The 25,433-nt window shown below is 56.6% G+C and carries 28 protein-coding genes and 1 other RNA gene; 15 read left to right on the top strand and 14 right to left on the bottom strand.

What is annotated here, in order from left to right:
* Window positions 1–120: 120 nt before the first annotated feature.
* The 8 genes from ssrA (at window position 121) to KO498_RS10470 (ending at window position 5,652) form a co-directional block, all read left to right on the top strand.
* Window positions 121–471: a transfer-messenger RNA gene (gene ssrA / locus KO498_RS10505) on the top strand.
* A gap of 69 nt (window positions 472–540) precedes the next feature.
* Window positions 541–981, top strand: a complete 441-nt coding sequence (locus KO498_RS10500; RefSeq protein ID WP_215959851.1) for an ester cyclase — start codon at window positions 541–543, stop codon at window positions 979–981.
* Window positions 982–1,106: 125 nt separating this feature from the next.
* On the top strand, window positions 1,107–1,907 hold the full coding sequence (locus KO498_RS10495; RefSeq protein WP_215959850.1) for a chromate resistance protein ChrB domain-containing protein: 801 nt from the start codon (window positions 1,107–1,109) through the stop codon (window positions 1,905–1,907).
* Window positions 1,904–3,136 carry a chromate efflux transporter gene (gene chrA / locus KO498_RS10490; RefSeq protein WP_215959849.1) on the top strand — a complete coding sequence of 411 codons (1,233 nt, stop codon included), beginning with the start codon at window positions 1,904–1,906 and terminating at the stop codon, window positions 3,134–3,136. The genes KO498_RS10495 and chrA overlap by 4 nt, the downstream gene beginning before the upstream one ends.
* 66 nt (window positions 3,137–3,202) lie before the next feature.
* Complete coding sequence (locus KO498_RS10485) at window positions 3,203–3,682, top strand: SspB family protein (protein WP_215959848.1); 480 nt, start codon at window positions 3,203–3,205, stop codon at window positions 3,680–3,682.
* A gap of 190 nt (window positions 3,683–3,872) precedes the next feature.
* The gene (gene fumC, locus KO498_RS10480; protein ID WP_215959847.1) at window positions 3,873–5,264 is read left to right on the top strand and encodes a class II fumarate hydratase; all 1,392 of its coding nucleotides are present in this window, start codon (window positions 3,873–3,875) and stop codon (window positions 5,262–5,264) included.
* The gene (locus KO498_RS10475; RefSeq protein ID WP_215959846.1) at window positions 5,264–5,440 is read left to right on the top strand and encodes a DUF4169 family protein; all 177 of its coding nucleotides are present in this window, start codon (window positions 5,264–5,266) and stop codon (window positions 5,438–5,440) included. The genes fumC and KO498_RS10475 overlap by 1 nt, the downstream gene beginning before the upstream one ends.
* Window positions 5,437–5,652, top strand: coding sequence for a ribbon-helix-helix domain-containing protein (locus KO498_RS10470; protein ID WP_215959845.1), 216 nt, complete (start codon window positions 5,437–5,439; stop codon window positions 5,650–5,652). The genes KO498_RS10475 and KO498_RS10470 overlap by 4 nt, the downstream gene beginning before the upstream one ends.
* On the opposite strand, the gene KO498_RS10465 is transcribed toward KO498_RS10470, so the two are convergent.
* From KO498_RS10465 to KO498_RS10455, 3 genes are all read right to left on the bottom strand, one after another.
* Complete coding sequence (locus KO498_RS10465; RefSeq protein WP_215960479.1) at window positions 5,649–6,989, bottom strand: cytochrome P450; 1,341 nt, start codon at window positions 6,987–6,989, stop codon at window positions 5,649–5,651. The genes KO498_RS10470 and KO498_RS10465 overlap by 4 nt on opposite strands.
* A 2-nt stretch (window positions 6,990–6,991) precedes the next feature.
* Window positions 6,992–8,230, bottom strand: coding sequence for a hypothetical protein (locus tag KO498_RS10460; protein WP_215960478.1), 1,239 nt, complete (start codon window positions 8,228–8,230; stop codon window positions 6,992–6,994).
* A gap of 62 nt (window positions 8,231–8,292) precedes the next feature.
* On the bottom strand, window positions 8,293–9,042 hold the full coding sequence (locus KO498_RS10455; protein WP_215959844.1) for a cytochrome c biogenesis CcdA family protein: 750 nt from the start codon (window positions 9,040–9,042) through the stop codon (window positions 8,293–8,295).
* Between the two features lie 93 nt (window positions 9,043–9,135).
* On the opposite strand from KO498_RS10455, the gene KO498_RS10450 reads away from it, so the two are divergent.
* On the top strand, window positions 9,136–9,360 hold the full coding sequence (locus KO498_RS10450; RefSeq protein WP_215959843.1) for a sulfurtransferase TusA family protein: 225 nt from the start codon (window positions 9,136–9,138) through the stop codon (window positions 9,358–9,360).
* Between the two features lie 57 nt (window positions 9,361–9,417).
* Here the strand turns inward: KO498_RS10450 and KO498_RS10445 are convergent, their stop codons facing one another.
* The 7 genes from KO498_RS10445 to purC all read right to left on the bottom strand — a co-directional run bounded on the left by KO498_RS10445 (window position 9,418) and on the right by purC (window position 17,705).
* A complete protein-coding gene (locus tag KO498_RS10445) occupies window positions 9,418–12,168 on the bottom strand; it encodes an Rne/Rng family ribonuclease (protein WP_215959842.1) in 2,751 nt (916 codons plus the stop codon).
* Window positions 12,169–12,654: 486 nt separating this feature from the next.
* Window positions 12,655–12,780, bottom strand: coding sequence for a hypothetical protein (locus tag KO498_RS18340; protein WP_289847833.1), 126 nt, complete (start codon window positions 12,778–12,780; stop codon window positions 12,655–12,657).
* Between the two features lie 41 nt (window positions 12,781–12,821).
* The gene (locus KO498_RS10440) at window positions 12,822–14,159 is read right to left on the bottom strand and encodes a sigma-54-dependent transcriptional regulator (protein ID WP_215959841.1); all 1,338 of its coding nucleotides are present in this window, start codon (window positions 14,157–14,159) and stop codon (window positions 12,822–12,824) included.
* Between the two features lie 18 nt (window positions 14,160–14,177).
* Entirely contained in the window at window positions 14,178–15,968 is a 1,791-nt protein-coding gene (locus KO498_RS10435; protein WP_215959840.1) for a sensor histidine kinase, read from the bottom strand.
* A 45-nt stretch (window positions 15,969–16,013) separates the two neighbouring features.
* The gene (gene purQ, locus KO498_RS10430; RefSeq protein WP_215959839.1) at window positions 16,014–16,682 is read right to left on the bottom strand and encodes a phosphoribosylformylglycinamidine synthase subunit PurQ; all 669 of its coding nucleotides are present in this window, start codon (window positions 16,680–16,682) and stop codon (window positions 16,014–16,016) included.
* A gap of 12 nt (window positions 16,683–16,694) precedes the next feature.
* Window positions 16,695–16,925 (bottom strand): phosphoribosylformylglycinamidine synthase subunit PurS, encoded by a 231-nt coding sequence (gene purS, locus KO498_RS10425; protein WP_215959838.1) that lies wholly within the window; start codon window positions 16,923–16,925, stop codon window positions 16,695–16,697.
* A gap of 21 nt (window positions 16,926–16,946) precedes the next feature.
* Window positions 16,947–17,705, bottom strand: coding sequence for a phosphoribosylaminoimidazolesuccinocarboxamide synthase (gene purC / locus KO498_RS10420; protein WP_215959837.1), 759 nt, complete (start codon window positions 17,703–17,705; stop codon window positions 16,947–16,949).
* Window positions 17,706–17,864: 159 nt separating this feature from the next.
* On the opposite strand from purC, the gene KO498_RS10415 reads away from it, so the two are divergent.
* The 3 genes from KO498_RS10415 to bmt all read left to right on the top strand — a co-directional run bounded on the left by KO498_RS10415 (window position 17,865) and on the right by bmt (window position 19,924).
* Window positions 17,865–18,182: a DUF1476 domain-containing protein gene (locus KO498_RS10415; protein WP_215959836.1), complete on the top strand. Its 318-nt coding sequence runs from the start codon at window positions 17,865–17,867 to the stop codon at window positions 18,180–18,182.
* A 338-nt stretch (window positions 18,183–18,520) separates the two neighbouring features.
* On the top strand, window positions 18,521–18,871 hold the full coding sequence (locus KO498_RS10410) for a phosphatidylglycerol lysyltransferase domain-containing protein (protein WP_436835928.1): 351 nt from the start codon (window positions 18,521–18,523) through the stop codon (window positions 18,869–18,871).
* 39 nt (window positions 18,872–18,910) lie between these two features.
* Window positions 18,911–19,924 (top strand): betaine--homocysteine S-methyltransferase, encoded by a 1,014-nt coding sequence (gene bmt / locus KO498_RS10405; RefSeq protein ID WP_215959834.1) that lies wholly within the window; start codon window positions 18,911–18,913, stop codon window positions 19,922–19,924.
* Here bmt and KO498_RS10400 read toward each other — a convergent pair.
* The gene (locus KO498_RS10400) at window positions 19,921–20,991 is read right to left on the bottom strand and encodes a PA0069 family radical SAM protein (protein ID WP_252731384.1); all 1,071 of its coding nucleotides are present in this window, start codon (window positions 20,989–20,991) and stop codon (window positions 19,921–19,923) included. The two genes, bmt and KO498_RS10400, sit on opposite strands and share 4 nt — an antisense overlap.
* A gap of 202 nt (window positions 20,992–21,193) precedes the next feature.
* On the opposite strand from KO498_RS10400, the gene KO498_RS10395 reads away from it, so the two are divergent.
* Entirely contained in the window at window positions 21,194–21,895 is a 702-nt protein-coding gene (locus KO498_RS10395; RefSeq protein WP_215959832.1) for a corrinoid protein, read from the top strand.
* Between the two features lie 70 nt (window positions 21,896–21,965).
* A complete protein-coding gene (locus tag KO498_RS10390; RefSeq protein ID WP_215959831.1) occupies window positions 21,966–22,619 on the top strand; it encodes a DUF1638 domain-containing protein in 654 nt (217 codons plus the stop codon).
* Here KO498_RS10390 and KO498_RS10385 read toward each other — a convergent pair whose 3' ends face one another.
* Window positions 22,620–23,024 carry a SufE family protein gene (locus KO498_RS10385; RefSeq protein ID WP_215959830.1) on the bottom strand — a complete coding sequence of 135 codons (405 nt, stop codon included), beginning with the start codon at window positions 23,022–23,024 and terminating at the stop codon, window positions 22,620–22,622.
* Between the two features lie 125 nt (window positions 23,025–23,149).
* On the opposite strand from KO498_RS10385, the gene KO498_RS10380 reads away from it, so the two are divergent.
* Entirely contained in the window at window positions 23,150–23,659 is a 510-nt protein-coding gene (locus KO498_RS10380; RefSeq protein WP_215959829.1) for a hypothetical protein, read from the top strand.
* On the opposite strand, the gene rnd is transcribed toward KO498_RS10380, so the two are convergent.
* Window positions 23,656–24,813, bottom strand: a complete 1,158-nt coding sequence (gene rnd / locus KO498_RS10375; protein ID WP_215959828.1) for a ribonuclease D — start codon at window positions 24,811–24,813, stop codon at window positions 23,656–23,658. The genes KO498_RS10380 and rnd overlap by 4 nt on opposite strands.
* A 222-nt stretch (window positions 24,814–25,035) precedes the next feature.
* Entirely contained in the window at window positions 25,036–25,380 is a 345-nt protein-coding gene (locus tag KO498_RS10370) for a MerR family transcriptional regulator (protein WP_215959827.1), read from the bottom strand.
* Between the last annotated feature and the right edge of the window lie 53 nt (window positions 25,381–25,433).

The following is a 25,433-nucleotide window of genomic DNA, read 5'->3' as shown; positions in this document are numbered from 1 at the left end:
GAAGCCGATCAGCATGACAAGAGCCATCAATATCGGCAAGTTTGTTCCCCTTTTTGGGCTCTGTTCACCGCGACCCTAGCCGAGCACCTATGCCGGCACAATTAAGCAAAATACAATTTGCCTCTTCAAATCAAATGCAAGCGGGCCTATATATAAGCTGTCCTCTTTGGGACTATGAACATAAACGCGCATGTAATAAGCGGATCGGACCCGGGGGCGGTACCCGGCGACTCCACCAAACATCCTTCATTTGGGGATCATGGGGTCGAAATAGGATCGACGAACGTCTAAAGATGTTAGCTTTGTTTCGGCTGTCTGCCACCGTTATCGGCGAAAACTGTACAATTGCAAATGACAATCGTGCTCCAATGGCGATGGCCGCGTAAGCGACCGGAACTATTGAAACTTAACTCCTTGCGTTTAGCGACGTAAGGCGGGGTTCGCAGGTACCTGGCAACAGAAACCTGCACTTTCTGCCTTTCCCTAACCTTTTGTTCAGAATGTTGCTGCATGCTCTCCTTGTCACTCTGGGAGCAAAACATGAGCAATTCAAACTGCGCAAAGACACAACTTCTTCAACACTGGTATGACGAAGTCTGGACAAAGGGCCGCCTGGAAGTCGTTGATGAGTTGTTCAGTGCATCAACAAGGGCCACTGGCATCATGTCTGATTTCGCGGTTGATCCGAATGATTTCAAGCAACTTGTCGTTGCCATACGGGCCTTATGCAACAATCCGAAAGCAACAATCGTGCGCTCTCATGTAGAGGGAGACTGGCTCTCTGCCATGATTCAGGTGCACACAACCGCTGTCAGCACCGCCGAGGAAATCAATGCTACGGGTATGATTTTCGCCCGATATGAGGGAGACAAAATTGTCGAAGCATACAATAATTTTGATTTCTTGCCCTTCTTTGAGCAGCTCGGTCAACTGCCCGAAGGCTCGTTGGGCTTGTTGCTCACGGGAGCACGGTTGAGCTAGGTCATCAGCTTGACAAGCACGGTTTCAGAGGGGCAAATAGGCGCATGGGGTTTTGTTGCGAACACCCCGTGAGGCTGCGGCCCAAGTTTCGCATGTTTCTGTAAGCTTCTCAGGAGACATGCCCCATGCTCAACGAAATCACTGCAAACCAGCTCATGCGTCTTATCGGCACTCCCGACGCGCCTGTCATTGTCGATGTCACGATTGATGAAGACTTTAACGCCGATCCTTTTCTCATCCCAACGGCGTTTCGGCACAAACACACAGAGCTTGAAAGCCTGCTGCCGCTGTTGAATGGGCGCAAAACGATCATAATTTGCCAAAAGGGCAAGAAACTCAGTCAAGGCACAGCAGCATGGCTGCGCGCTCAGGGTATTGATGCGGAAAACCTGACAGGCGGCAACTTTGCTTGGCGCGACACAGCCAATGCGCCGCGCACCGCCCAGAGCGTTTTGCCCGCAACCGGCACAGCTTGGGTTACACGCCAACGTCCCAAGATCGACAGGCTCGCCTGCCCATGGCTGATCACCCGCTTTGTTGATCCACGAGCCTCCTTTCTATATGTCGCTCCGGCGTCAGTGCTTGACGTGGCAGAGAAGTTTGGTGCGCTGTCTTACGACGCTAACGGCGCCGCCTTCTCGCATGAAGACAGCGGCTGCACATTCGACACCCTACTCAAGCACTTCACCCTCTCCACCCCGGCACTTGAAAAGATGGCAGAGGTCATCCGAGCGGCCGACCTTGGCAAGCTTGCAGATGCCCCCGAAGCAGCTGGCCTGCTGGCATTGTCGGTTGGCCTGTCCAAGCAACACTCTGACGACAACCAACAGCTCGCGGCTGCTTTGCCGCTCTATGACGCCCTCTACCGCTGGGCGCGCGATGGCAGCGGCGAAACCCACGCAAGTCAGCTCGGAGACACCGCGTGAGCGCGCCGGATACCCGCGAGTTCCTGAGCGCATTCACCCGCATCGGCCTGCTGTCCTTCGGTGGCCCGGCCGCGCAAATCGCGCTGATGCACAAGGTGCTGGTCGATGAGAAAGCTTGGCTCAAAGAACAGCAGTTCCTCGGCGCGCTCAGCTTTTGCATGCTGCTTCCCGGCCCTGAAGCCATGCAACTCGCAACCTACACAGGCTGGAAACTACGCGGCACGCTCGGTGGGTTGATCGCCGGTCTGCTCTTCATCATCCCCGGGGCAATAGTGATCTTCGCGCTCGCCCTGCTCTACATCACCTACGGCGCGCAACCTTGGGCGCAAGCCGCGTTTCTGGGCATCAAGGCCGCTGTGATCACCATCGTCGCGCTGGCACTGCGCAAGTTCGCCAGCAAGGCGCTCACGTCACCCCTTGGCATTGCCGTCGCGCTTGCGGCCTTCGCGGGGTTTACGGCTGTCGGCGCGCCTTACCCTTTGATCATCGTCGCCGCCGCTTTGACGGGGGCGCTCTTCATGCGAAGCAACGCCCCGCCTGACACCACGCCAGCATCGCCGCAAGCGCTCACCAAAACCCTGCGCACGCTTCTGATCGGCGTTCTGCTATGGCTCACGCCACTTGCGCTGCTCTGGGCTTTGCAGGCAACGTTCCTCACCGAACTGGCGAGCTATTTCACCCGACTTGCCTTACTCAGTTTCGGCGGGGCCTACGCCTTGCTTGGCTGGATGACACAGACTGTTGTGCAAGACTACGGCTGGATCACCACGCCGCAAATGATCGACGCGCTCGGCATGGCTGAAACGACACCCGGCCCGCTCATTCTTGTGACACAGTTTGTCGGGCATCTCGCAGGCTACGGTCAGGGCGGCTTTGCGCTCATGGTTCTCGCAGGCCTGTTGACCCTCTGGATGACATTCACACCCTGCTTTCTGTGGATATTCGCCGGTGCCCCCTATCTTGAGCAATTGCTCGCTATGCCTCGCCTGAAGGGCGCGCTCGCTGCAATCACCGCCGCAGTGACGGGAGTTATCGCATCACTGTCGCTCTGGTTTGCACTTTCTGTCCTGCTGCCGGACCACACCTTGAGCAGCTTCAACTGGCAAGCCGCTCTGCTCATAGGCACGGGTGTGCTTATTGCTTGGCGCAGCAAAGCATCGCTCGGCCTACTGATCGGAGGAAACGCGCTCATCGGGTTGGCTTTGGCTGCAATTTCAGGCGCTATCTAGAGCGAAATCGGCCTTTTGTTTTCCTCAGAATGTTTTATTGTCGAGGCAACAAGAAAGAGGGCCGCTATGTCACGCGTAATCGAATATGGCACATTGATGCACAATGCCATGCGTAGCCTGATCCATCAGGTGCTGACAGATGTCGCCGCACACGGCCTGCCCGGCGCGCACCACTTCTTTATCACCTTCAACACCCGTCACCCCGAGGCCAAGCTCGCGGTCTGGCTCTGCGAGCGCTACCCCGAAGAAATGACCGTGGTGATGCAACACGACTTCGAAGCGCTTGAAGTTACCGATGAAGGCTTCTCCGTCACCCTCAGCTTTGGCGACGAACCGGAAACGCTCTACATCCCTTATGATGCGATCGAAACCTTTGTTGATCCGTCGGTTGAGTTCGGCCTGCGCTTTGAAGCAAACGAATCCGACGATGAAAACACAACCGAAGTCGAAGATAGCACGCCACACGAAGCCCCCATGCAGGAAGCCGCCGAAGATGATGCGCCGCATGAGGCTGATGTTGTCAGCCTTGATCACTTCCGCAAATAAGCTTTAAGGCGTCACGCCTTTAACCTCATGTAGAGGAAAACCGAGGCACAACAGAACTTTTCTGCGTTGTGGGCGTTTCGCGACAATTCTGAAATTCACACTTTTGGCGAAACGCAATAGGAATTCTGGCATTGCCCTGCCTTCACGAGGGCGGTATGCCAATTGCGACAATTTCCTTGAGGAGCCCGACATGGCCAACACCCGCACCGAAACCGACAGCTTCGGCCCGCTAGAAGTGCCTTCCGACAAATACTGGGGCGCACAAACGCAGCGCTCGCTGATGAACTTCCCCATCGGTTGGGAAAAGCAGCCTATCGCCATCGTGCGTGCCTTGGGCGTGATCAAGCAAGCCTGTGCAATGGCCAACCGTGACAGTGGCGCTCTCGACGGCAAGCTCGCCGCTGCAATCATCGAAGCCGCAGGCGAAGTCGTGAGCGGCAAGTTTGACGACAACTTCCCGCTGGTCGTCTGGCAGACAGGCTCTGGCACGCAGTCAAACATGAACTCAAACGAGGTCATCGCCAACCGCGCAATCGAAATCTTGGGCGGCACGATCGGTTCCAAAGACCCCGTGCACCCTAACGATCATTGCAACATGGGTCAGTCGTCTAACGACACATTCCCGACCGCGATGCACATCGCCACAGCGATGTCAGTGCACGACGTGCTCCTGCCCGGTTTGGAAAAGCTCGCAGGCGGTCTTGAGGCCAAAGCAGCGGCCTTCAAAGATATCATCAAGATCGGCCGCACCCACACCCAAGACGCGACACCGCTGACATTGGGCCAAGAATTCGGCGGCTATGCCCACCAGATTCGACAGGGCATCGCTCGGGTGAATGCAGCCATGCCGGGCATCTATGAGCTCGCTCAAGGCGGCACAGCCGTCGGCACCGGCCTCAACACCAAACACGGCTGGGGCGAAACTGTTGCCGAGCATATGGGCAACATCACCGGCCTGCCCTTCGTGACGGCTCCCAACAAGTTTGAAGCTCTCGCCGCACATGATGCGATGGTGTTTCTGTCTGGCGCGATTGCTACTGTTGCTGGCTCTGCCTACAAAATCGCCAGCGATATCCGTTTCCTTGGCTCTGGCCCCCGCTCTGGCCTTGGCGAGTTGATCCTGCCGGAAAACGAGCCTGGTTCGTCTATCATGCCAGGCAAGGTTAACCCAACCCAAGCCGAAGCGCTCACACAGGTTGCTGCACATATCATGGGCAACGACGCCGCGATCAAGTTCGCAGGCTCACAAGGCCACTTTGAGCTCAACGTCTACAACCCGATGATGAGCTACAACCTGCTGCAATCTATCCAGCTTCTGGGCGACGCAGCCGACAGCTTTACCGAGCGCATGCTCAACGGTATCGAGGCCAACGAGCCGCGCATCGACAAGCTGATGAAAGAGAGCCTGATGCTGGTCACAGCCCTCGCCCCGACGATCGGCTATGACAACGCCACCAAAGTTGCCAAAACCGCGCATAAAAACGGGACTACCCTCAAAGAAGAAGCCATCGCACTTGGCTTTGTCGATGCCGAGACATTCGACAAAGTTGTGCGCCCCGAAGACATGATCGGGCCAAAGTGATGACAACGCCGGTTAATCTCAACCGGTTCAAAAAAGCTAAGGCGCGAGCTGAGAAGTCTGCTCGCGCCGAAGAAAACTCCGTCAAGTTCGGGCGTTCAAAAGCTGACAAATCACTCGATAAAGCCAAGGCAGAGCTGGCCGAGCGCTCACTGTCCGGCAAAAAGCGCGACCCATGAGCCGGCCCCTTAAACGCTCACTCACATTGCACGGACACCGCACCAGCGTCTCGCTCGAAGACGAATTCTGGCAAGCCTTTCGCGATATCGCCGCTCAACAGAATACGCCGATCAACGTGCTTGCAGCCCAGATCGACGATGCACGCGGAACCGACAGCGGCCTTGCTTCGGCGATCCGGCTTTTTGTGCTCGCGCATTACAAGAGCCTTTAACGCCGACCGACCTTTAACCAGATCCCGTCTTTTGCCCGCACCGTTAAATGCGCCACAGGCACAGGTTCGCGCCCCTCAATCAACTCGAAGCGAAACGCCTTGAGCAACATCGACAGCAGCAGCGGCCCTTCAACCATCGCAAAGCCGGCGCCCGTGCACACACGCGGCCCCGCGCTAAACGGCATGTAAGCCTCGCGCGCACATTGACGCCCGCTCTCGGTTTTCCAGCGCTCAGGGTCAAACTCGTCTGGCCGCTCCCAAATCCGCTCATGCCGGTGCAAATGCCACGGGCTCAGTACGATCTGGCTGCCTTTCGCGACATGCCGCTCACGAAACTCAACCGGACAGCCCGCCTCACGCACCATCATTGGCACGGGCGGATAAAGCCTTAGAGCCTCGCGAAACACATCTCGGCTCAGCTTGAGCTTTGACATCACCGCAAAGTCGCAGGCCTCAAGCTGCTCTGCTTCCTCCGCCAGACGGTCTTGCCACTCGGGGTAAAGCGCCAGTAAATACAGCGTCCAAGCCAGAGCTGAAGCGCTTGTTTCATGGCCAGCCAGAAAGAAGATCGCAACCTGATCAATCATCTCTTCCGGAGAAAACTTCTCTCCCGTTTCAGGGTCAACCGTGGTCATTATCTTGGTCGCAAGATCATCCGGCGCCGTTCCCGCTGCTATCTCGGCGGCCCGAGCTTGCGTGAGCCTTCTGATCAATCCGCGAATAGTCTTGGCGGTTTCACGCGTCCGCCGCCTGAAAAACCGTGGCATCCAACGTGGCATAGGCAAGAACGCCGCAATGTTTACAATCGGCTGGCTGCGCTGATAGTCCCGAAACTCGCTGAACACCTCACTGGCGATCTCATCTTCAATCGGAATCGAAAACAGCGTGCGGAAAATGACATCAGCCGCGGCAAAACTGGTAACTTCCTCGATCTCTGTCACACCGGTCTCAAGCCGGGAAACAGCCGACTCTGCTGCCTCCCACATCGCCGGAAACGTATCTCGCAAGCGCCCGCCCTCAAACGCCGGATCAATGATCCGCCGCTGTCGTTTCCACACATCACCGTTGGTCAGGAATACGCTGTCGCCAAGCAATGGGCGCAACCCCTCGCTCACCCGTGATGATTTGGGAAAATCATCAGGCTGCTCTTTTAGCACCCTATTCAAAACCTTGGGGTCATTGACCATAAAGGAACGAAAGAACGGCGTGCGAAACTCTGCCATCCATGCGCGATAAAGCTTCGCCGGTTGCGCCGACAATATGTCTTGGCGAAACAGTTTCACATAGCGCCAGAGGCTGACTTTATCAGGCCGCGCAGGCGGTTTGGGAGGCAACACAGTCACGGCGCGACACTCGTAAACTTGTTTACCGCAGCCTCAATGCGCGAGCCCGACGGGTTACGACCCTCAAACCGCTTTTCCAATGTGGTTGGCCCCGCAGTAATCTGGAAATAGTCATAGTCACCTGGCACATCGAAGGCGCAAAGATACTGGAAATGCAGCCGGAAAAACTTCCACCTCAGCTCTTTCCAGCGCGCTTTGCTTAATGTCTGTGTGAAGGCCGCAGAAATCACCAAAGGCCAGCGCTTGTCTGCGGGCGCAACGCCCGACACCGTAACCGGATCACAAAGCGCGAAGGCACAACCGTCGCCCGGCGCCGTAACATCAACCCAAGTCAGTTCGTCGCGCGCAGATAAGTAGGCCAGATCAGCTCTCAGCCTCCAAGCCTCGGGCAAAAATGACACCATCGGCACAACCTGCCCCAATGTCAGAAAGCCCAGCTGCGGCCCGCCCTCAGGCACCCTTCCCTCGCGGATCATATCCGACAGAATCGACACCCCCAAATGCGCGCCCGACGAGTGGCCAACCACCAAAACCTCGTCACACTCCTGCGTCAGTGCCTCGGCTATCGCATCGGCAAATTCGGTCATTCGGGCTTCAAGTTCGGGCGGGTTTTCACCACGAGACTGCGCCGAATAGGCATAGTCATGCATGAGGTAGTAGGCGAAAAACTTGTTGTCTTTGGCCTTGAACCAACGCAACAACTGATATGCCGCCACAAGCCCGCAAAGCTGCGAAAGCCACCCACCGGTGCGGCCAAGATATGGGATCGTCAGTTCTTCGAGCGCCCACATCACAAGGCCGCCAATCACAACCGCCAACACAAGCTGCACGATCAAAAACATCACCGGATACAGCGCCGCAATCACCGGCCCCTTACGCAGCTTCATCAGCCGCCAGAGAGCACCAGATGCTATGTAAGTCCAAGCCGTGCGCGCCATCTGAACATAGGTCGCAGCAATCCCCTGATCCATGCTGTCCTTGACGATATCCGACCAAACAAGCACTTCGAAATCAGCATCACAAACCGCGCCGTCAACACGCCCTTCAACATGCCAGCCATAGGGTCCGCCCTTGGTTTTCTTGGGGCTTAGTGCAATGTCATATCCGGAGATTTCAGCCTGTTCCGCGCCTTCCTTGCGGTAAAGCTCGCGGTATCTTCGCGGATGAATCGGGTCATAACCGGGGATGTAAAACACCCTCCGCTTGCTGACTGTTTCTCTTGTCTCAGGAGGCATACCGCTCAAAGCCCTAACTCGTTTGCACAGAGTTTAACGCAGCTTTTTGACAAGAGTAAGGCTTAACCGAGTGTCGCAAGCGCCGGAAATGTCTCAAGAAGCCAATAGGAAAAGGCCGAGAAACCACCTGTCAGCATCAACAGTCCGACCGTCCATAGCAACAAACCCATCACCTTTTCGATCTGCTCCATATGCGCTTTCATCCAGCCCATCAGCCCGCCAAGCCTCGGCAAGTAGAGCGCCACAATCAGAAACGGAAGGCCAAGCCCGATGGCGTAGATACCCAGCAACACCAGCCCTTTGCCGATGTTAGCCTCACTCGCAGCAAGCGACAGTATAGCGCCAAGCTGCGGCCCGATGCAGGGCGTCCAGCCAAACGCAAAAGCCAGCCCGAGCACATAAGCTCCCATAGCACTGCCGCCTTGATCACCAACATCAAGCCGCGCTTCGCGGTCAAGAAAACCGATGCGGTAAATACCAATGAAATGCGCGCCGAAGATCATTACGATAACGCCTGCCAGCGTCGAAAATGTGCTGCTGTATTGCAAGAACATCTTCCCAAAGGCCGAGGCTGCAAACCCGAGCAGCAAGAAAACTGTCGATAACCCGAGAACAAAGAACAGCGCCGGCAACACCGCTGACTTGGGGCTTCCTTCGCGGTTTAACTCACTGACAGACACGCCGCTCATATAAGCCAGATACGGCGGCACAATCGGCAGCACACAGGGGCTCAGAAACGAGACAATACCCGCTGCCAAGGCCACGATCATCGCAGGCAAAAGACCCGCATCCATGATTTCGATTCCAAACATGCTTAAGCTTTAGGGCATATCGGAAGGCGCGTCATTGGCACATTTAGTCACAAGTCTGTGGACAGGCTGTAACATACCCCCTAAAGCCGAAATATGAGTGACGAACTGATAGATGCCCGCGGCCTTTTATGCCCCCTTCCCGTGTTGCGCCTGCGCAAACGGTTGAGCAAGCTCGCCTCGGGAGAACAGATAACGCTCTGGGCAGATGATCCGGCGGCGGCGATAGATGTTCCGCATTTTTGTGCCGAGTCCGGGCATAAGCTCGTTGCAACCGGCGAGCGTCAAGGCGCTCAGACCTACCGCGTTCAAAAGGCCTAACCCCAAAGAAAAAGCCGCACCCGAAGGCGCGGCTTTCCTATTTTCTTTACTTTAGGCTTAGCCCTTACCGAGCGACCACCAGCCGCGCTTTTTCGGGCCTTTCGGTTTGTCTTCAGCAACGGCTTCAGGCGCGGGTTCAACAACTGGTGCGGGTTCAACAACTGGTGCGGCCTCTGCTACAGGCGCTTCAACCACAGCCTCTGCCGGAGTGTCGTCAACCTTCTTCTTTGCGCGGCTCGCCCGTTTGCGCTTTGGTTTCTCCTCCGCTTCCGCAGGTTCCGCTTCAGCCTTGGTGGCCGCTTCGGCATCAGCCTCTACCTCATCAGCCTTGGGCTTTCTCGCCCGAGGCTTGCGTGTGGCTCGCTTGGGCTTTTCTTCGACCGCTTCGGCAACAACTTCCGGCTCTGCTGCCGCATCCGCCTCTGCTTCGGGCTCCGCGGCCTTCTTGGGCGCGCGGCGGCGCGTGCGCTTTGGTTTCTCTTCGGCTTGTGCGGGTGTGTCTTCAGCCTTTGGCTCTTGCGGGGCATCCTGCACAGCGCTGGCTTCTTCACCAGACGCTACATTCGAACCATCAGCATTCTGGCTTTCACCGTTTTGGCTGTCAGCATTCTGGCTTTCACTGTTTTGGTTGTCAGCGTTTTGGCCTTCACCATCAGCACCGCCTTTGCCCCGACGGCGCCGACGACGCCGGCGTTTCTTCTTGGGCGCATCGCCTTCGCCGGCTTCGGCGTTCTCGGGTGTTTCAACGTTCTCAGCCTCAACAACATCGTCGTCTTCACCGTCAATGTCAGCCATCAATGCAGCCGTCGCCGAAACAACAGGCGCACTGGCCTCTTGCACGCGGCGAGTGGCCGTTTTGAACTTCTCGATGGTGAAATCAGGACTGATCAGCATCGGGTCGCCTTCAATACGAACCGACATGCCGTAGCGCGCTTCAATCTGCGCTACGTGCTCGCGTTTCTGGTTCATCAGGAAGTTCGAAATCCCGACAGGGCATTTGACCAGCACTTCGCGTGAGCGGCGGCGCGTGCCCTCTTCTTCGATCTGACGTAGAATATTAAGCGCAAGGTTGTCATCCGAACGAATAAGCCCGGTACCGTGGCAACTCGGGCAAGGCTGTGTCGTTGCCTCGATCATCCCGGGGCGCAGACGCTGGCGGCTCATTTCCATCAGGCCAAAGCCTGAAATGCGGCCAACCTGAATACGCGCACGGTCGTTCTTGAGCTTGTCTTTCATCCGCTTTTCAACGGCCGAGTTGTTCTTGCGCTCGTCCATGTCGATAAAGTCGATGACAATCAAACCCGCCAAATCGCGCAGTCGCAACTGGCGCGCAACTTCTTCGGCGGCTTCAAGGTTGGTCTTGGTCGCGGTGTCCTCGATACTGCCTTCCTTGGTCGCACGGCCCGAGTTCACGTCGATCGAGACAAGCGCCTCGGTCGGGTTGATCACAAGGTAGCCGCCCGACTTGAGCTGCACGGTCGGGTTGAACATCGAGCTGAGGTAGTTCTCAACCTGAAAGCGCGCAAACAACGGCAGGCCTTCTTGGTAGTTCTTAACGTTCTTGGCGTGTGACGGCATGATCATTTTCATGAAGTCTTTGGCAATGCGGTAGCCGCGCTCGCCCTCAACCAGCACTTCGTCGATATCGCGGTTATAGAGGTCGCGGATCGAGCGTTTGATCAGGTCGCCTTCTTCATAGATCTTCGCCGGAGCATTTGACTTGAGCGTCAGCTCACGGATCTGCTCCCAGAGTCGCTGCAGGTACTCATAGTCGCGTTTGATCTCGGGCTTGGTGCGTTTGGCACCCGCCGTGCGAACAATCAGGCCGGCACCCTGCGGCACTTCAATTTCGACAGCTATCTCTTTGAGTTTCTTACGGTCTGCGGCGTTGGTGATCTTACGTGAGATACCACCGCCACGCGCCGTGTTGGGCATCAATACGCAGTAGCGGCCTGCAAGGCTCAGGTAGGTCGTCAGGGCAGCACCCTTGTTGCCGCGCTCTTCTTTGACGACTTGCACCAGCAGAACCTGACGCACTTTGATCACTTCCTGGATTTTGTAACGGCGGGCGCGCGGCTTGCGAGGTGGGCGGATATCATCCTGATCATCCTCCTCCGCGACGCTTTCAATGTTCTCGTCTTTGCTGCTGGCATCTTGCTTACGACGACGGCCACGCTTTGGCTTTTCGTCTTCATCAGTCGCATCTGCATCTGCAACTGCTTCTGCATCTGCCTCAGCAGGCTCCTGCGCCGCTGCCTCAGCAGGTTCATCACCTGCCTCGGTTTCAGGCGCGTCGTCAGTAGGCTCTTCAACTGGGGTTTCCGCAACAAGCTCCATCGGTGACTTGCCTTCAAGCGTATCGTCACCGCCTTCATCAAGGTCGATGGTCTCCATGCCTGAAACTTCAGAGGTCACGACAGCATCCTCGGAAGTGTCCGCCGCAGCAGCCTTCCCGCGTGAACGGCGGCGCTTCTTGGGCTTTTCCTCTTCAGCCTCGTCACGGGCCTTCATGGCCTCCGCATAGACGCGCTCTTCTTCCATAAGCGCTTCGCGGTCTGCGATCGGGATCTGATAGTAATCAGGGTGAATCTCGCTGAACGCGAGAAAGCCATGACGGTTGCCGCCATAGTCGATGAACGCCGCCTGAAGCGACGGCTCAACCCGTGTTACTTTTGCAAGATAGATATTGCCAGCAAGCTGCCGGCGGCTGTCGGATTCAAAGTCGAACTCCTCAACTTTGTTTCCATCCACCACCACAACGCGAGTTTCCTCTGCGTGGGTGGCGTCGATAAGCATTTTCTTAGCCATGTTGTCCAATTGCACGACAAAACGCCAACCGCGCCCGGGGGCCCGGCAGCTCTTGTAACGTGTCTATTTATGGCAATGTCAGACGCGCATTTGGAGGGGGCGCTTGCGCCCTCGGCTCTCAAACTCAATGGTGTCGCGCGCTTCATCGCGTTTCTTCTCCGACGCCTCTTTGCTTTTTGAAGGCCAAGGGCGCCCGTTTAATGGCAAACGTAAGGTTTGCCGGTCCGTCTGGCCGGGGGTTCCGACCAATTCATACTGCTGGGGAAACATCTAGATTTCCGAAGCAGAGAAACTCAAAGAGGGCGCAACTTTGTGTGCCCTCACCTCTACTTAATGCCACCATGCGGTAAAACACAATGCCAAACTGTCACAAATGCGGTCATTCGCGCAGCAAGTCAGTCAAACGCGTTGTGACACCAGTGTCTGTTGTCACCTGCAACACTGGTGCAAAAGTTGGCGCGTGCGACTTTGTTATTTGCGCGCTTGTCATCGCTGTTCCAATATAGCTGTCGGCGCGACATAGCCAGTCGGGCTGAGCGCCATACCATGTAAAATGACCATGCCAAAGCAGATCACCCCCGCGATCAACAGCGCCCCGAGGATCCAAACCAAGTGAAATCCACGCCTCGTTTCAAGACGTTGGCAGAGAGTGATTACACAAGATAATCAGAACGTTGCAGCGCGTATTTGGCCATCTTCTCGTTCAGCGTCCGGCGCGGCAGGCAAAGCTCGTCCATCACACTCGCGATACTGCCTTTATGGCGGCGCATGGTGTTGTCGATCAGCATCCGTTCGAAGGCTTCTACATATTCCTTGAGCGGCTTGCCTTCGGTTGTCATCACCGGCTGCATCTCGTCGTGGTCGTTCATCAACAGCGAAGTGATAGAACCTGACCCGCGTCGCGATTGCAGCACCGCCCGCTCGGCCACATTGATCAGCTGGCGCACATTGCCGGGCCAAGGCGCTTGCAGCAGTTGCGCAGCCTCCTGTGCTGTCACCTTCGGCGCATCACACCCGTATTCATCTGCGTATTCCTCCGCCAAACGGGTGAACAACGTCAGGATATCCTCTCCGCGTTGGCGCAGCGGCGGAACCGTAATGCGCAGCGCGGCCATGCGGTAAAACAGATCAGAGCGCAGCGCATCTTCAACTGTGCGGTTTTGTTCCTGCAAGTTTGAAATCGCCACAATCCGCGTTTCGGGCGGGTTGCCTTCATCGTTCATAAAGCTCAGCAAGCGCGCCTGCACGGCGTCGGGCAGCGTCTCTATGTCTTCGAGCACCAAGGTGCCGCCTCGGGCCTCTTCCACCGCGGGCAACTGGCTGTCTTCCGGCTGCATAGGCCCGAACAAGCGCTTGACCAGCGCCTCTTCTTCCAGCGCCGAGCAACTGACCAGAACAAACTTCTTGCCAGCCCGCGCACCAACTGCGTGCAACGCATGCGCCACAAGTGTTTTGCCAGTGCCTGTCTCGCCGTCGATCAGCACATGCCCATCGGCCTGCCCCAGATCAAGAATATCTTCCTTAAGCCGCGCCATAACAGGGCTGATACCGATGAGTTTCTTGATCAACTGCCCGCCATCCGACAGCTCACGCCGCAAAGCTCGGTTGTCCATCGTCAGGCGCCGCGCATTGGCCGCCTTCTTGGCGAGTTCGGTCATCCGGTCAGGGTTGAACGGCTTCTCGAGAAAATCAAAAGCGCCAACCCGCATCGCCTCAACGGCCATCGGCACATCGCCGTGACCGGTGATCATGATAACAGGCAAAGCACTGTCAGCGCCCATCAGCTTTTTCAGAAACTGCATACCGTCCATGCCGGGCATCTTGATGTCGGAAATCACGATACCGGGGTAGTCTGGCCCAAGCTCCTTGAGCGCATCTTCCGCTGAGGGAAACGTCTGCGTGTCATAGCCTGATAGTGCAAGCCACTGACTTATAGATTGGCGCATGTCCTGCTCGTCATCCACAATCGCGATTTTCATTGCTTTCGCCATGTTGGGTCTCCCGCCCTGTTATTCCGCTGCTGCGGCCGCGTCCTTGGTGACGTTGCCATTTGCATCGACTTCCAAGATAGGAAGTTGCATTTCAAATACAGCCCCTCCGGCGATAGAATTGCGCGCCGTCAGCCTGCCCCCTAGGTCGTTTACGATACCAGAAGAAATGGCAAGCCCAAGGCCGACGCCTTCACCGGGCTCTTTTGTCGTGTAAAACGGCTCGAACAGCGCGTCGAGATCATCGATTCCGGGGCCGTTGTCTCGCACCATCAGTGAAGCGGTTTCACCCGCCGCAAGGATCAGCTCAACCTCGGGGTCAGCCTCTTGGCGCGTGGCATCAAGCGCGTTGCGAATGAGGTTGACCATCACCTGCTCGATGCGCACGCGGTCGCCCATGACATAGACAGGCCAACTCGGCAAAACACGGTCGATCTTCACATGCCTGAGCTTCAGTTGCGGCTCCATCATCGACAGGGCCGAAGTCAGCGCATCGCCCATGTTTATTGGGGTTAACTTGTCCTGTCCCTTGCGCGCATAGCTCTTGAGCTGCTTGGTAATCGCCCCCATCCGCTCAATCAGATCATCGATCCGCAGAAAGCTCGAAACCGCCTCATCGGGCCGGTTGCGGGCCAACAAAAGCCGCGCTCCGGCAAGGTAGGTTTTCATTGCCGCGAGGGGTTGGTTCAGCTCGTGGCTCACAGCTGCCGACATCTCGCCAAGCGCCGCCAGTTTCGAGCTCTGCGCGAGGCTTTGCTCCGCCACTTCAAGCTGCCCTTGCATCTTTTCGCGCTCGGCAATTTCCCGCTGCAAGCGCGCGTTCAGGCGGCGAAGCTCCGCCGACTCCCGCTGGAAAAGTGCCATCCGCACGGCAGACTTACGGCTCAACAGGTAAAATCCGAGGGACAGCAAAATGGCAAATCCCATGATCTCGAGCGCCAGCACACCGTTCACCCGTTCGCGCACGCTTGAGTAAGTGGTAAAACTCGCCATCCGCCAGCCCCGAAACGCCACGCGCGTTTCTTTGCGCATCACCGCTTCGCCTTGCACGTAAGCATCCGGCGACAGCGAGGTCCAATCCTGAGTGGCTCTGATCGCGCGCTGAATTGCACTTTCAGCAGGCTCGCGGCTCAGGGCGTTCGCCTCGCTCACGCCGCGCCAACGCGGCTCGGTGGCCAGAATGATCGTGCCTTCGCTATCAGTCACCAAAACCGCGTCTGATATGCCCGCCCATCCGCGTTCGAACTTCGCCAGATCGACCTCGACAAGGATCACGCCCAGTGTCTCGGCCTGCAAATTGATGCGGCGCGCATAAACAAAGCGATAGCCCCCGCTTTCGCGCGGAACTGTCGTGAAAATCGTGTCGTTCGAGCGCAAAGCATCGACAAAGTATGGCTGCGAACGATGCGCCTCACCTAGCCGGCCCCGATCTGTCGCCGCAACGGTGCGCCCGCCCGCATCAAGCAGAATGAGTGAAGCCGCGCCGATTTCCTCAACAAACGAGATAAGTCTTTGTGTTGACTGACTAAAATCACTTGACGACAAGGCACCAATCAAAGCCGGATCACGGCTCAACAGTTGCGGCACAATCGAGTTGCGTTTGAGTTCGGAGATCAGGTTGCCCGAATAAAGTGCCAACCGCAGCTCAGCCCTGTTGCGGGTGTTTTCTGTGAACCTCTGGGTCAGCAACCGATTGGTCACTGCCACTGTTATGACCGCCAACACCAAGAGCGCAACAAACACCAGACGCACCCGCCAACTGACGGTTCTCGGGCTTCGCTCTGGATTCTGGGTTTTGGCAAGCGGTTTCATCCACACAGACTAGCCCCGCAAAGCCCCCCTCACAAGCCGCTGGCTTCAGGCAAGCGCCATCTGGCTCATTAAGCCGTCAAACATCGCTTTTCCGTCAGTGCCGCCGTGGCTTGGTTCGGCCATGCGCTCGGGGTGCGGCATCATGCCAAGCACGCGCCGGTTCTTACTGACAACGCCAGCAATATCCGCCACCGAGCCATTGGGGTTGTCGACATAACTAAAGGCAATGCGCCCCTCGCCCTGCAACTGCGCCAGCTTGGCATCATCGACATAGTAGTTGCCGTCATGGTGCGCGATCGGGACAGTCACCTCCTGGCCAGCTTCATAGCCCACCAGATAATCGCTCTCGCAGGCTTCAACGCGCAACTGCACAGGCTTGCAAATATATTTCAGGCCAGCATTGCGGCGCAACGCCCCGGGCAACAAGCCGGTTTCCGTCAAAACCTGAAAGCCGTTGCAAATTCCGAGCGCATAACCGCCACGTTCAACATGTTTGATCAGCGAGCGGCAAATAGGCGAGTTCGCCGCAATCGCCCCGCAGCGCAGATAGTCGCCAAAGGAAAACCCGCCCGGAACAGCCACCAAGTCAATGCCCGCAGGCAGCTCGGTGTCTTTGTGCCAGATCATCTGCACATCCGCACCGGCGCGTTTCAGCGCAACTTGCAAATCACGGTCGCAGTTTGACCCCGGAAAAACGATTACAGCAGCTTTCATGTCGCGCGCTCCTCAGCCAAGCTCGATGGTGTAGCTTTCGATCACCGTATTGGCGAGCAGCTTCTCGCACATCTCTTTAACCGTCGCCTCGGTTGTGCCCTCAGCCAGGTCCAGCTCGATCACCTTGCCCTGACGCACGCCCTCAACCCCGTCAAAACCGAGCGCACCAAGCGCGTGGCGCACAGCCTCGCCCTGCGGGTCAAGAACTCCGGTCTTCAGCATCACATGCACACGCGCTTTCATTTGGCTTTCCCCTTGGTGGTCTTAGTTGATCAATGTTGGTTTCATGGGCGTTGCGCCTTTGGGCATCACACCCAGACGCTTGGCCACTTCGCTATAAGCGTCTGTCAGCGAGCCTAGGTCGCGGCGGAACACGTCTTTATCAAGCTTCTGGCCTGTCTCGATGTCCCACAGGCGGCAGCTGTCAGGGCTAATCTCGTCAGCCACGATGAGCCGCTGAAAATCGCCTTCATACACACGGCCAATCTCGATCTTGAAATCAACCAGCTTGATGCCAACGCCATACATAACGCCCGACAGAAAATCATTCACCCGCAAAGCAAGGCTCAGAATGTCATCCATATCCTGCTGGCTGGCCCAGCCGAACGCAGCAATATGCTCTTCCGAAACCAGCGGATCACCAAGCGCATCATCCTTGTAGCAATATTCTACAATCGGACGCGGCAGCATCGTGCCTTCTTCTATGCCAAGCCGCTTGCTCATGCTGCCGGCGGCGTAGTTGCGCACGATCACTTCCAGCGGAATGATCTCGCAGGCCTTAACCAGTTGCTCACGCATGTTGAGCCGTTTGATAAAATGGTTTGGCACACCGATATTTGTCAGCCCGGTCATGAAATACTCGGACAACATGTTGTTGAGCACTCCCTTGCCTTCAATGACGTCTTTCTTTTCAGCGTTGAAAGCCGTCGCATCGTCCTTGAAATACTGCACAATTGTGCCAGGCTCTGGCCCTTCAAAGAGCGTTTTCGCTTTGCCTTCATAGATTTTTGTGCGCCGTGCCATGTCAAAGCTCCAAACTGTGCGCCCAAAGTGAGTCTGAGCGCCTTGCCGCCCTCATATGTCAAAGGGCTCATTGTCGCAAGGCAATCAGAGGGGGTTGCGCCTATTCGCCTCGGTAGGCATATGTATTGCACAGTTTTAACCTTGCGAGGAGCCAGCAAGATGTCGACATTTGATGACCGTGAAAACGCATTCGAAAGCAAGTTCGCCCATGACGAAGAGATGAAATTCAAAGCCGAAGCCCGCACCAACAAGTTGCTGGGCCTTTGGGCCGCCGAGCTTTTGGGCAAGTCAGACGATGAAGCCGCAGCCTATGCCAAAGACGTTATCAAAGCGGACTTTGAAGAAGCAGGCCACGAAGATGTTGTGCGTAAAGTCGCCGCCGATCTGGGCGATAAAGCCGATGCCGACACCATCCGCGCCAAGCGCAGTGAGTTGGCCATAATCGCGCAACAACAAGTGATGACAGAAGCCAGCTAAGCTCTTCTCTTACAACACGATAAGCGCCGCTCCTTCTCGGGGTGGCGTTTTTTGTTGCGCCTGTGCTCACAGCCATTTTTGCACAGCCTTTTAGTTGTTAGCCTTACGTTTCTGGACACGTTGTTTGCAGCCCTTGCCCTGTTTTTTCTGGTCCCTGACAGTGCAGGCCTTCCATTAACAACGCTGCTACCGGTATTTCTGATCGCCCTTGTCTTCACTGTGCAAACCCCTCAAACGCTCACTGCCCTGTTTGATCCGGCAGAAGGCGATATGGCAACGCTGTTGCCTGCCCTCACCAGTGCCGCGAGAAACCGCAACCGCTTGCCTGTGCTCTACAAATGCAGCGCCCAGACGGAACCATGCATACGTTGATCACTCAAGCAATTGAAGACGCATCGAAAAATGGTCGTCATCAACTGTCGCTTGCGGCCCTGCCTGCCCGTAAAAGCAATGCCAAGCTAGGCCGCCTTATAGCCTATCTTTCGGGCAGCGCAGGGCTTGTGCAGTTCAAAGACAGCTTCGCGCCGCACTACCGTCCCCTCTACATGGCCGCCCCAAACCGGCTCTCGCTTGGCATTTCGATGCTTGATCTTGCCCAAACAGTTACCAGCACCACATGCGAAAAAACGCCGCCGCCCGCGATAAGCCACCAAAGGGATTTGCCTCACCTGCCCAACTGTGCGACATGAAGCCAACAGACCCACGCACCTAGAAAAAGGCACCGGCTCATGACATCCCCTCTTGAAGCACTTCTTGACCAGCGCGACTGGCTTTTGGCCGACGGCGCGACTGGCACAAACCTGTTCAACATGGGCCTTGGCGCGGGTGATCCGCCCGAGTTCTGGAACACTGAAAAACCTGACAACATCCTTAAGCTCTATCAAGGCTCCGTTGATGCGGGATCAGACCTGTTCCTGACAAACTCGTTTGGCGGCAATGCAGCGCGCCTTAAGTTGCACAACGCCCAAAACCGCGCCCGCGAACTCTCGCGCGTATCAGCCGAGCTTGGTCGCGAAGTCGCTGACAAAACCGACCGCACAATCATCGTTGCAGGCTCGGTTGGGCCCACAGGCGAGATCATGGCGCCAATGGGCTCACTTACCCATGAACTCGCTGTTGAAATCTTCCACGAACAGGCCGAAGGCCTCAAAGAAGGCGGCGTTGATGTGCTCTGGGTCGAAACTATTTCTGCTCCTGAAGAATACGCCGCGGCTGCCGAGGCCTTTGCGCTTGCTGACATGCCATGGTGCGGCACGATGAGTTTTGACACAGCCGGGCGCACGATGATGGGTGTCACCAGCGCCGATCTCGCCGCATTTGTCGAGAAACTGCCGAACCCACCGCTTGCCTACGGCGCAAACTGCGGTGTTGGCGCATCTGATTTGCTGCGCACCGTGCAAGGCTTCACTGCTGGCGGTTCCGAACGACCCATCATTGCTAAGGGCAACGCCGGTATCCCAAAATATCACGACGGCCACATCCACTATGATGGCACGCCCGAACTGATGGGAGAGTATGCCGTGCTCGCGCGTAACAGCGGTGCAAAAATCATTGGTGGTTGCTGCGGCACGATGCCGGAGCACTTGAGAGCAATGCGCGAAGCCCTTGAAAACACGCCCAAAGGCAGCAAACCTGCACTTGAAGAGATCACCGCCAAAATGGGCGCATTCTCTTCCGCGACCGACGGCACAGGCGACAATGAAGCCGCCCCGACACGTCAAAACCGACGTCGCAGAACCTAAAACAAACGCATCTGGTCGCCCGTATGTTCGGGCGGCCTGAACAGATCACAGCGCAAAGCGGGCTGCGCCTCATCCAGCCCAAGCCGCCGCACAGCAAGCTTGAAACGTGCCGCTATCGCTTCCGCATAGACCCCCTCGCCGCGCATACGCTTGTGCCAGCGAGCGTCATATTCCTTGCCGCCATGCATTTCTCGCAACCGCGCCATAACCTTGGCAGCACGGTGCGGATAATGCTCAGCCAGCCAGTCTTGCCAAAGTTGCGACACTTCCCGCGGCAGACGCAACATGATCCAACTCGCTGATGTCGCCCCCGCATCACGGCCCGCGGCCAAAATCCGCTCCATCTCGGCGTCCGTCAGCCCCGGCACCACGGGCGAGCACATTACCCGCACAGGTATCCCCGCCGCACACAACCTGCGAATGGTCTCCAGCCGTCGCTTGGGGCTTGGCACCCGCGGCTCCATCCGCCGCGAAAGCGTTGCATCAAGCGTCGTCACCGACACACCAACCCGCACCAACCCCTGCGCTGCCATTGGTGCCAAAATATCAATATCCCGTTCGATCAAAGTGCCTTTGGTGACAATCGCAACCGGATGAGAAGCATCCTGCAACACCTTGAGACACTTGCGAAAAACCTCTTCGCGCTTTTCTACAGGTTGGTAAGCATCAGTGTTGGTTCCAACCGCCAGAGGTGCAACCTCATAACGCTTCGCGCGCAACTCGTGTTCTAGCACTTCAGCGGCATTCTGGCGCGCAATCAGCCGTGTTTCAAAATCAAGCCCCGGAGACAAGCCCAAGTAAGCATGACTTGGCCGCGCAAAACAGTAAACACAGCCATGTTCACAACCACGATACGGGTTGATCGAGCGGTCAAACGGCAAATCAGGCGAGCGGTTATAGCTGATCAGACTGCGTGCTTGCTCATAGCTGACTTCGGTCCGAAACCCGGCACGCTCTTCCGGTATCTCCCAGCCGTCATGGGTTTCCTCACGGCCATACCGCTCAAAGCGCCCTGCCGCATTGCTGCCAACACCGCGCCCGCGCCGCCGATCATCCGATATCTTCAAACCACTATCCACCTGCAACAACTAGAACATAACAAGAACACTTGCAATATGCACATCAATTTCATGAGCATTATGAGCCTTTCCTTCTCAGGAAAACGCAATAGAGTCGGCATTGACGCGGCGCATGTCGCAATTCGTGCAGTCTTGCTGCGGCATTCTGGCAGAAGCTGACACAAATGACATTCCATCAAAGGGTCAAAATATGTCCGACGATCAAGACGAAATCATCCTCTCCGAGCTCGACGACGATGAGCTTGTGCAACAAATGTTTGACGACCTCTATGATGGCCTCAAAGAAGAGATCGAAGAAGCCGTAAACATTCTGCTAGAGCGCAAATGGGAGCCCTACCGCGTGCTCACTGAAGCGCTTGTTGGCGGCATGACAATCGTCGGCCAAGACTTCCGCGATGGCATCCTCTTTGTGCCGGAAGTTCTGCTCGCCGCCAACGCCATGAAGGGCGGTATGGCCATTCTCAAGCCTTTGCTGGCCGAAACCGGTGCACCGCGCGTCGGCGGCATGGTCATCGGCACCGTCAAGGGCGACATTCACGATATCGGGAAGAACCTCGTTGGCATGATGATGGAAGGTGCCGGTTTTGAAGTCGAAGACATCGGCATCAACAACTCGGTTGAGGGGTATCTCGAAGCCATAGAAGAGCACAAACCCGAGATCCTCGGCATGTCGGCGCTGCTGACCACAACAATGCCTTACATGAAGGTCGTGATCGACACGATGGTTGAGCAAGGCATCCGCGATGACTATATCGTGCTTGTTGGCGGCGCGCCGCTCAATGAGGAATTCGGCAAAGCCATCGGCGCTGACGCCTACTGTCGCGACGCTGCCGTTGCGGTTGAAACCGCAAAAGAGTTTGTCGCACGTAAGCACAACCAGGCGGCTGTCTAAGCCTTTATGAGCATTCGCTTAAACGGCCCGCCAGCAACACGCTGCGCGGGCCTTTTTGTTAGGACATCAAATGCTACCGGATGACAAAACACTTACGGAACAAGGCCTCGCCACGACAGGTAGCGGCTCAGGCCAAGGCCGTATCCTGCTCATCGCTTGCGGCGCCCTCGCTCGCGAAATCCTCGCGCTCAACAAGCTCAATGGCTGGGATCACCTTGATCTCACTTGCCTGCCGGCAAAGCTGCACCTCTACCCCGACAAAATCACAACCGAAGTCGAAGCTGCCGTGCTCAAGCACCGGGCGGATTACGCCGAGATTTTCATCGTCTACGCCGATTGCGGCACAGGCGGGCTTTTGCAAGCCAAATGCGATGAACTCGGCGTGAAAATGGTCGCCGGGCCGCACTGCTATTCCTTTTTTGAAGGCAACGATGCATTCGCCGAACACGACGACGAAATCACCGCCTTTTATCTGACCGACTTTCTTGTCAAACAGTTCGACGCCTTCATCTGGAAGCCCATGGGCCTCGACAAACATCCTCAACTCTTGGAAATGATTTTCGGCAACTACACCAAGCTTGTCTACCAAGCCCAAACCAAACAACCGGCGCTGGAGGCCAAGGCCCGCGAGTGCGCCGAACGCCTCGGCCTCGCCTATGAGTACCGCTTCACAGGCTACGGAGACCTCGCCAAAGCCCTGAAAACGCAGGCTGAAGCACCCTAGCTATCCTGCCGCCGCCAAACGTATCCGCTCAACCATCGAGCGCACCCCGTTCGAGCGCTGCGCCGATAGATGCTCGTTCAGCCCCAACCGCCCTAGCTCGGCCTGCGCATCCACAGCACCAACCGCTTCAACAGCCACGCCGTTGTAAAGCTCGCGCAGCACGGCAACCAGCCCGCGAACGATCATCGCGTCGCTGTCTCCGTCAAAGCTCAGCACCCCGTCTGCAATCGTCACATGCAGCCACACCTGGCTCGCGCAGCCGTCAACTTTGGTCGCAGGCACCTTCAACGCATCATCAAGCGGTTTCATAGCCTTGCCCAACTCGATCACATGCGCATATCGGTCTTCCCAATCGTCCAAAAACTCGAAGTCTTCAACAATCTCTTCAAACGCTGCCGTGGCCATAACCTCACCCCTTCTATTTGTACTTCAGATAGGCAATGACAGCCCAAAGGTCTAGCCTTGGCTTTCCCGCCTTTTCAAGCGGGGCGCAATCAGGTAATCGGGTAGGTAAGAAAAGGGGCAGCATTATGCGGATCATTCTTACGACTTCATTGGTGGCGTTGCTCGCCCTTCCCGGATGTGGCGGCTCGTTGAGCGAATCTCGCGTTAATCCGGCCAACTGGTTTGGCAAAAGCCGCGGCGAGCGTGTCGCTGTCGAGCAGACCAACCCGCTTCTGCCGCGCCGTTCAAGCTTTTCTCGCCCCGATGCGGTCTACGGCGGTGTGCCCGTGGCCCAGATCCTTGAATTGCAGGTCGAGCGTGCAGCCGGTGGTGCCGTGATCCGCACCAAAGGCCTCAGCCCGACACTTGGAGCCTATGATGTGCGCCTTGAGCCGGTCGAATATGAAGAAGGTGAAGCGCCAAAATCGGTGCTCGAGTTTACACTCAAGGCCGCCTACTCGAAAAAGTCGCGCCCGAACGCTCCTGCTAGCGGCCGCGAGATCGTTGCAGCGGCATTCGTGTCTGATATCGAGCTTGAGGGCATCCGCACGATCCGTGTCATCGGCGGCGAAAATGCACGCTCGGTTCGTCGCTAAAGCTCGACAACCTGCACAACCCGGCCCTTCACAGCCAGCGCGATCTCACCGTCACAAAGCCGTAGCGCATCGTCACCGAACGCTTCCTTGCGCCAGCCTTTGAGCGCCGCCAAGTCGCGTTCACCTGAAGCGATCATGTCAAGTTCCGCAGCCGTGGCGATCAGTTTTGAGGCCACGCCCATGCTCTCGGTTTTGGCCTTGAGCAGAACCCGCAGCATATCGGCCAGCGCGGGGTTGACGTTTTGCTTGTCAAACCGCGTATCGGCTTTGGGCATATCTTCAGGTTTGCAAGCCAGCCCCGCTTTCACAGCTGCCAGAATGCCTTCCGCGATGTCGCCCTTGCGCGCGTCCCGCAACAGCAAGCGCGAGCGCCCCAACTCGTTGATATCTTTTGGCTTTGTTGAGGCCAACTCGCTCAAAGCATCGTCCTTGAACACACGGTTTCGTGGCACGTTGCGCTCTTGTGCATAGGCCTCCCGAAACTTAGCCAACTCTCGGACAATGGCCAGAAACTTGCCCGAACTGGTGCGGGTTTTCACCCGTTTCCAAGCCACATCAGGATCAATTTGATATGTGTCTGCCGACTGCAAAATCGCCAGTTCTTCGCGCACCCACTTTTCGCGCTGGTTCTTACGCAGGGCCGCCTCAAGGTATTCATAAACAATGCGCAAATGCGTCACGTCAGCCAGAGCATATGTCTTCTGCGCATCGGTCAACGGCCGGCGCGACCAGTCGGTAAAGCGGCTGCTCTTGTCAACCTGCTCCTTGGCGATCTTGCGCACCAAAGTCTCGTATCCGACCTGCTCACCAAATCCACAAACCATCGCCGCAACCTGGGTGTCAAACAGCGGCTCAGGGATGACATCGCCATCATGAAAGAAAATTTCCAAGTCTTGGCGCGCGGCGTGAAACACCTTCACCACAGCCTTGTCGGCCATCAAGTCCCACAGCGGTTGCAGCGACAGCCCCTCAGCCAGCGGATCAACCAGAACAGCACTGTCATCGCCCTCACGCGGCATAGCCAACTGCACAAGGCATAGCTTGGCGTAATACGTGCGCTCACGCAGAAACTCGGTATCAACAGTGACGTAGTCAAACGTCGCCGCCTCTTTGCAAAACGCGGCAAGGTCTTCAGTGGTTGTAATCGTGATCATAGGACGAAAAATCTTTCAAATGGTGCACAGCCTATACGCGAGCCTTTTTAGAAATGGAAGACAAAGCCCACGCTTCGTCGATGAAGGTCTGGAATGCGGACGAAGCCGACCTTCGAGAACTCTCAACCAATGGCGGCTTTATTCGGGGCGAAAGTACAGCGTAAAGTGCGCCGTGCAGGAAGCAGACGCTCGCTGCAGATGTCCATCGATGCATTGGGTTGTTTATTTTGGCCCAGACAGCGCGTTTTCTAGAAACCGGACCACATTTCCAATCTGGTCTGCCCGCTCTTTCAACTCTTCGATCTTGCGTTGGATGACGGCGCGCGCAACGTCGCGGTCGCAACTCTCTGCGGTGGACTCCACAATTGAGCGCAGGTCAGCGACGGACATGCCTGCTTCTCGTGCGCCTGCGAAAAACTGAAGCCAGACGAGGCAGTCGTCTTTGTAGTTGCGGTAGCTGTTCGTCTCACTGTCCTCGACGGTGGAGGTGATGAGACCGTTGCGTTCGTAAAACCGGATGGTGTCCCGACTGACGCCAGATTTCTGTGCAAGTTCGCCAATTCGCATTGCTAAATCCTAAACCATGGACAAAGGTCTATTGTTTTTATTTTCCCATCGTC

Source organism: Lentibacter algarum (genome assembly GCF_018860975.1).
GTDB lineage: Bacteria > Pseudomonadota > Alphaproteobacteria > Rhodobacterales > Rhodobacteraceae > Lentibacter > Lentibacter algarum_A.
The sequence above is the reverse complement of the archived record's forward strand: the minus strand, read 5'-3'. Positions and strand labels throughout refer to the sequence as shown.

Coding starts and splice junctions, on each gene's coding strand:
- KO498_RS10445 (WP_215959842.1), bottom strand. CDS start 12,168: ATGGCTAAGAAAATGCTTATCGACGCCACCCACGCAGAGGAAACTCGC.
- KO498_RS10495 (WP_215959850.1), top strand. CDS start 1,107: ATGCTCAACGAAATCACTGCAAACCAGCTCATGCGTCTTATCGGCACT.
- KO498_RS10435 (WP_215959840.1), bottom strand. CDS start 15,968: ATGAAACCGCTTGCCAAAACCCAGAATCCAGAGCGAAGCCCGAGAACC.
- rnd (WP_215959828.1), bottom strand. CDS start 24,813: ATGATCACGATTACAACCACTGAAGACCTTGCCGCGTTTTGCAAAGAG.
- KO498_RS10500 (WP_215959851.1), top strand. CDS start 541: ATGAGCAATTCAAACTGCGCAAAGACACAACTTCTTCAACACTGGTAT.
- purS (WP_215959838.1), bottom strand. CDS start 16,925: ATGAAAGCGCGTGTGCATGTGATGCTGAAGACCGGAGTTCTTGACCCG.
- KO498_RS10460 (WP_215960478.1), bottom strand. CDS start 8,230: ATGCCTCCTGAGACAAGAGAAACAGTCAGCAAGCGGAGGGTGTTTTAC.
- KO498_RS10390 (WP_215959831.1), top strand. CDS start 21,966: ATGCTACCGGATGACAAAACACTTACGGAACAAGGCCTCGCCACGACA.
- KO498_RS10395 (WP_215959832.1), top strand. CDS start 21,194: ATGTCCGACGATCAAGACGAAATCATCCTCTCCGAGCTCGACGACGAT.
- KO498_RS10485 (WP_215959848.1), top strand. CDS start 3,203: ATGTCACGCGTAATCGAATATGGCACATTGATGCACAATGCCATGCGT.
- fumC (WP_215959847.1), top strand. CDS start 3,873: ATGGCCAACACCCGCACCGAAACCGACAGCTTCGGCCCGCTAGAAGTG.
- KO498_RS10475 (WP_215959846.1), top strand. CDS start 5,264: ATGACAACGCCGGTTAATCTCAACCGGTTCAAAAAAGCTAAGGCGCGA.
- KO498_RS10440 (WP_215959841.1), bottom strand. CDS start 14,159: ATGGCGAAAGCAATGAAAATCGCGATTGTGGATGACGAGCAGGACATG.
- KO498_RS10410 (WP_436835928.1), top strand. CDS start 18,521: ATGCAGCGCCCAGACGGAACCATGCATACGTTGATCACTCAAGCAATT.
- purQ (WP_215959839.1), bottom strand. CDS start 16,682: ATGAAAGCTGCTGTAATCGTTTTTCCGGGGTCAAACTGCGACCGTGAT.
- KO498_RS10450 (WP_215959843.1), top strand. CDS start 9,136: ATGAGTGACGAACTGATAGATGCCCGCGGCCTTTTATGCCCCCTTCCC.
- KO498_RS10380 (WP_215959829.1), top strand. CDS start 23,150: ATGCGGATCATTCTTACGACTTCATTGGTGGCGTTGCTCGCCCTTCCC.
- bmt (WP_215959834.1), top strand. CDS start 18,911: ATGACATCCCCTCTTGAAGCACTTCTTGACCAGCGCGACTGGCTTTTG.
- KO498_RS10470 (WP_215959845.1), top strand. CDS start 5,437: ATGAGCCGGCCCCTTAAACGCTCACTCACATTGCACGGACACCGCACC.
- KO498_RS10455 (WP_215959844.1), bottom strand. CDS start 9,042: ATGTTTGGAATCGAAATCATGGATGCGGGTCTTTTGCCTGCGATGATC.
- KO498_RS10385 (WP_215959830.1), bottom strand. CDS start 23,024: ATGGCCACGGCAGCGTTTGAAGAGATTGTTGAAGACTTCGAGTTTTTG.
- purC (WP_215959837.1), bottom strand. CDS start 17,705: ATGGCACGGCGCACAAAAATCTATGAAGGCAAAGCGAAAACGCTCTTT.
- KO498_RS10370 (WP_215959827.1), bottom strand. CDS start 25,380: ATGCGAATTGGCGAACTTGCACAGAAATCTGGCGTCAGTCGGGACACC.
- KO498_RS10415 (WP_215959836.1), top strand. CDS start 17,865: ATGTCGACATTTGATGACCGTGAAAACGCATTCGAAAGCAAGTTCGCC.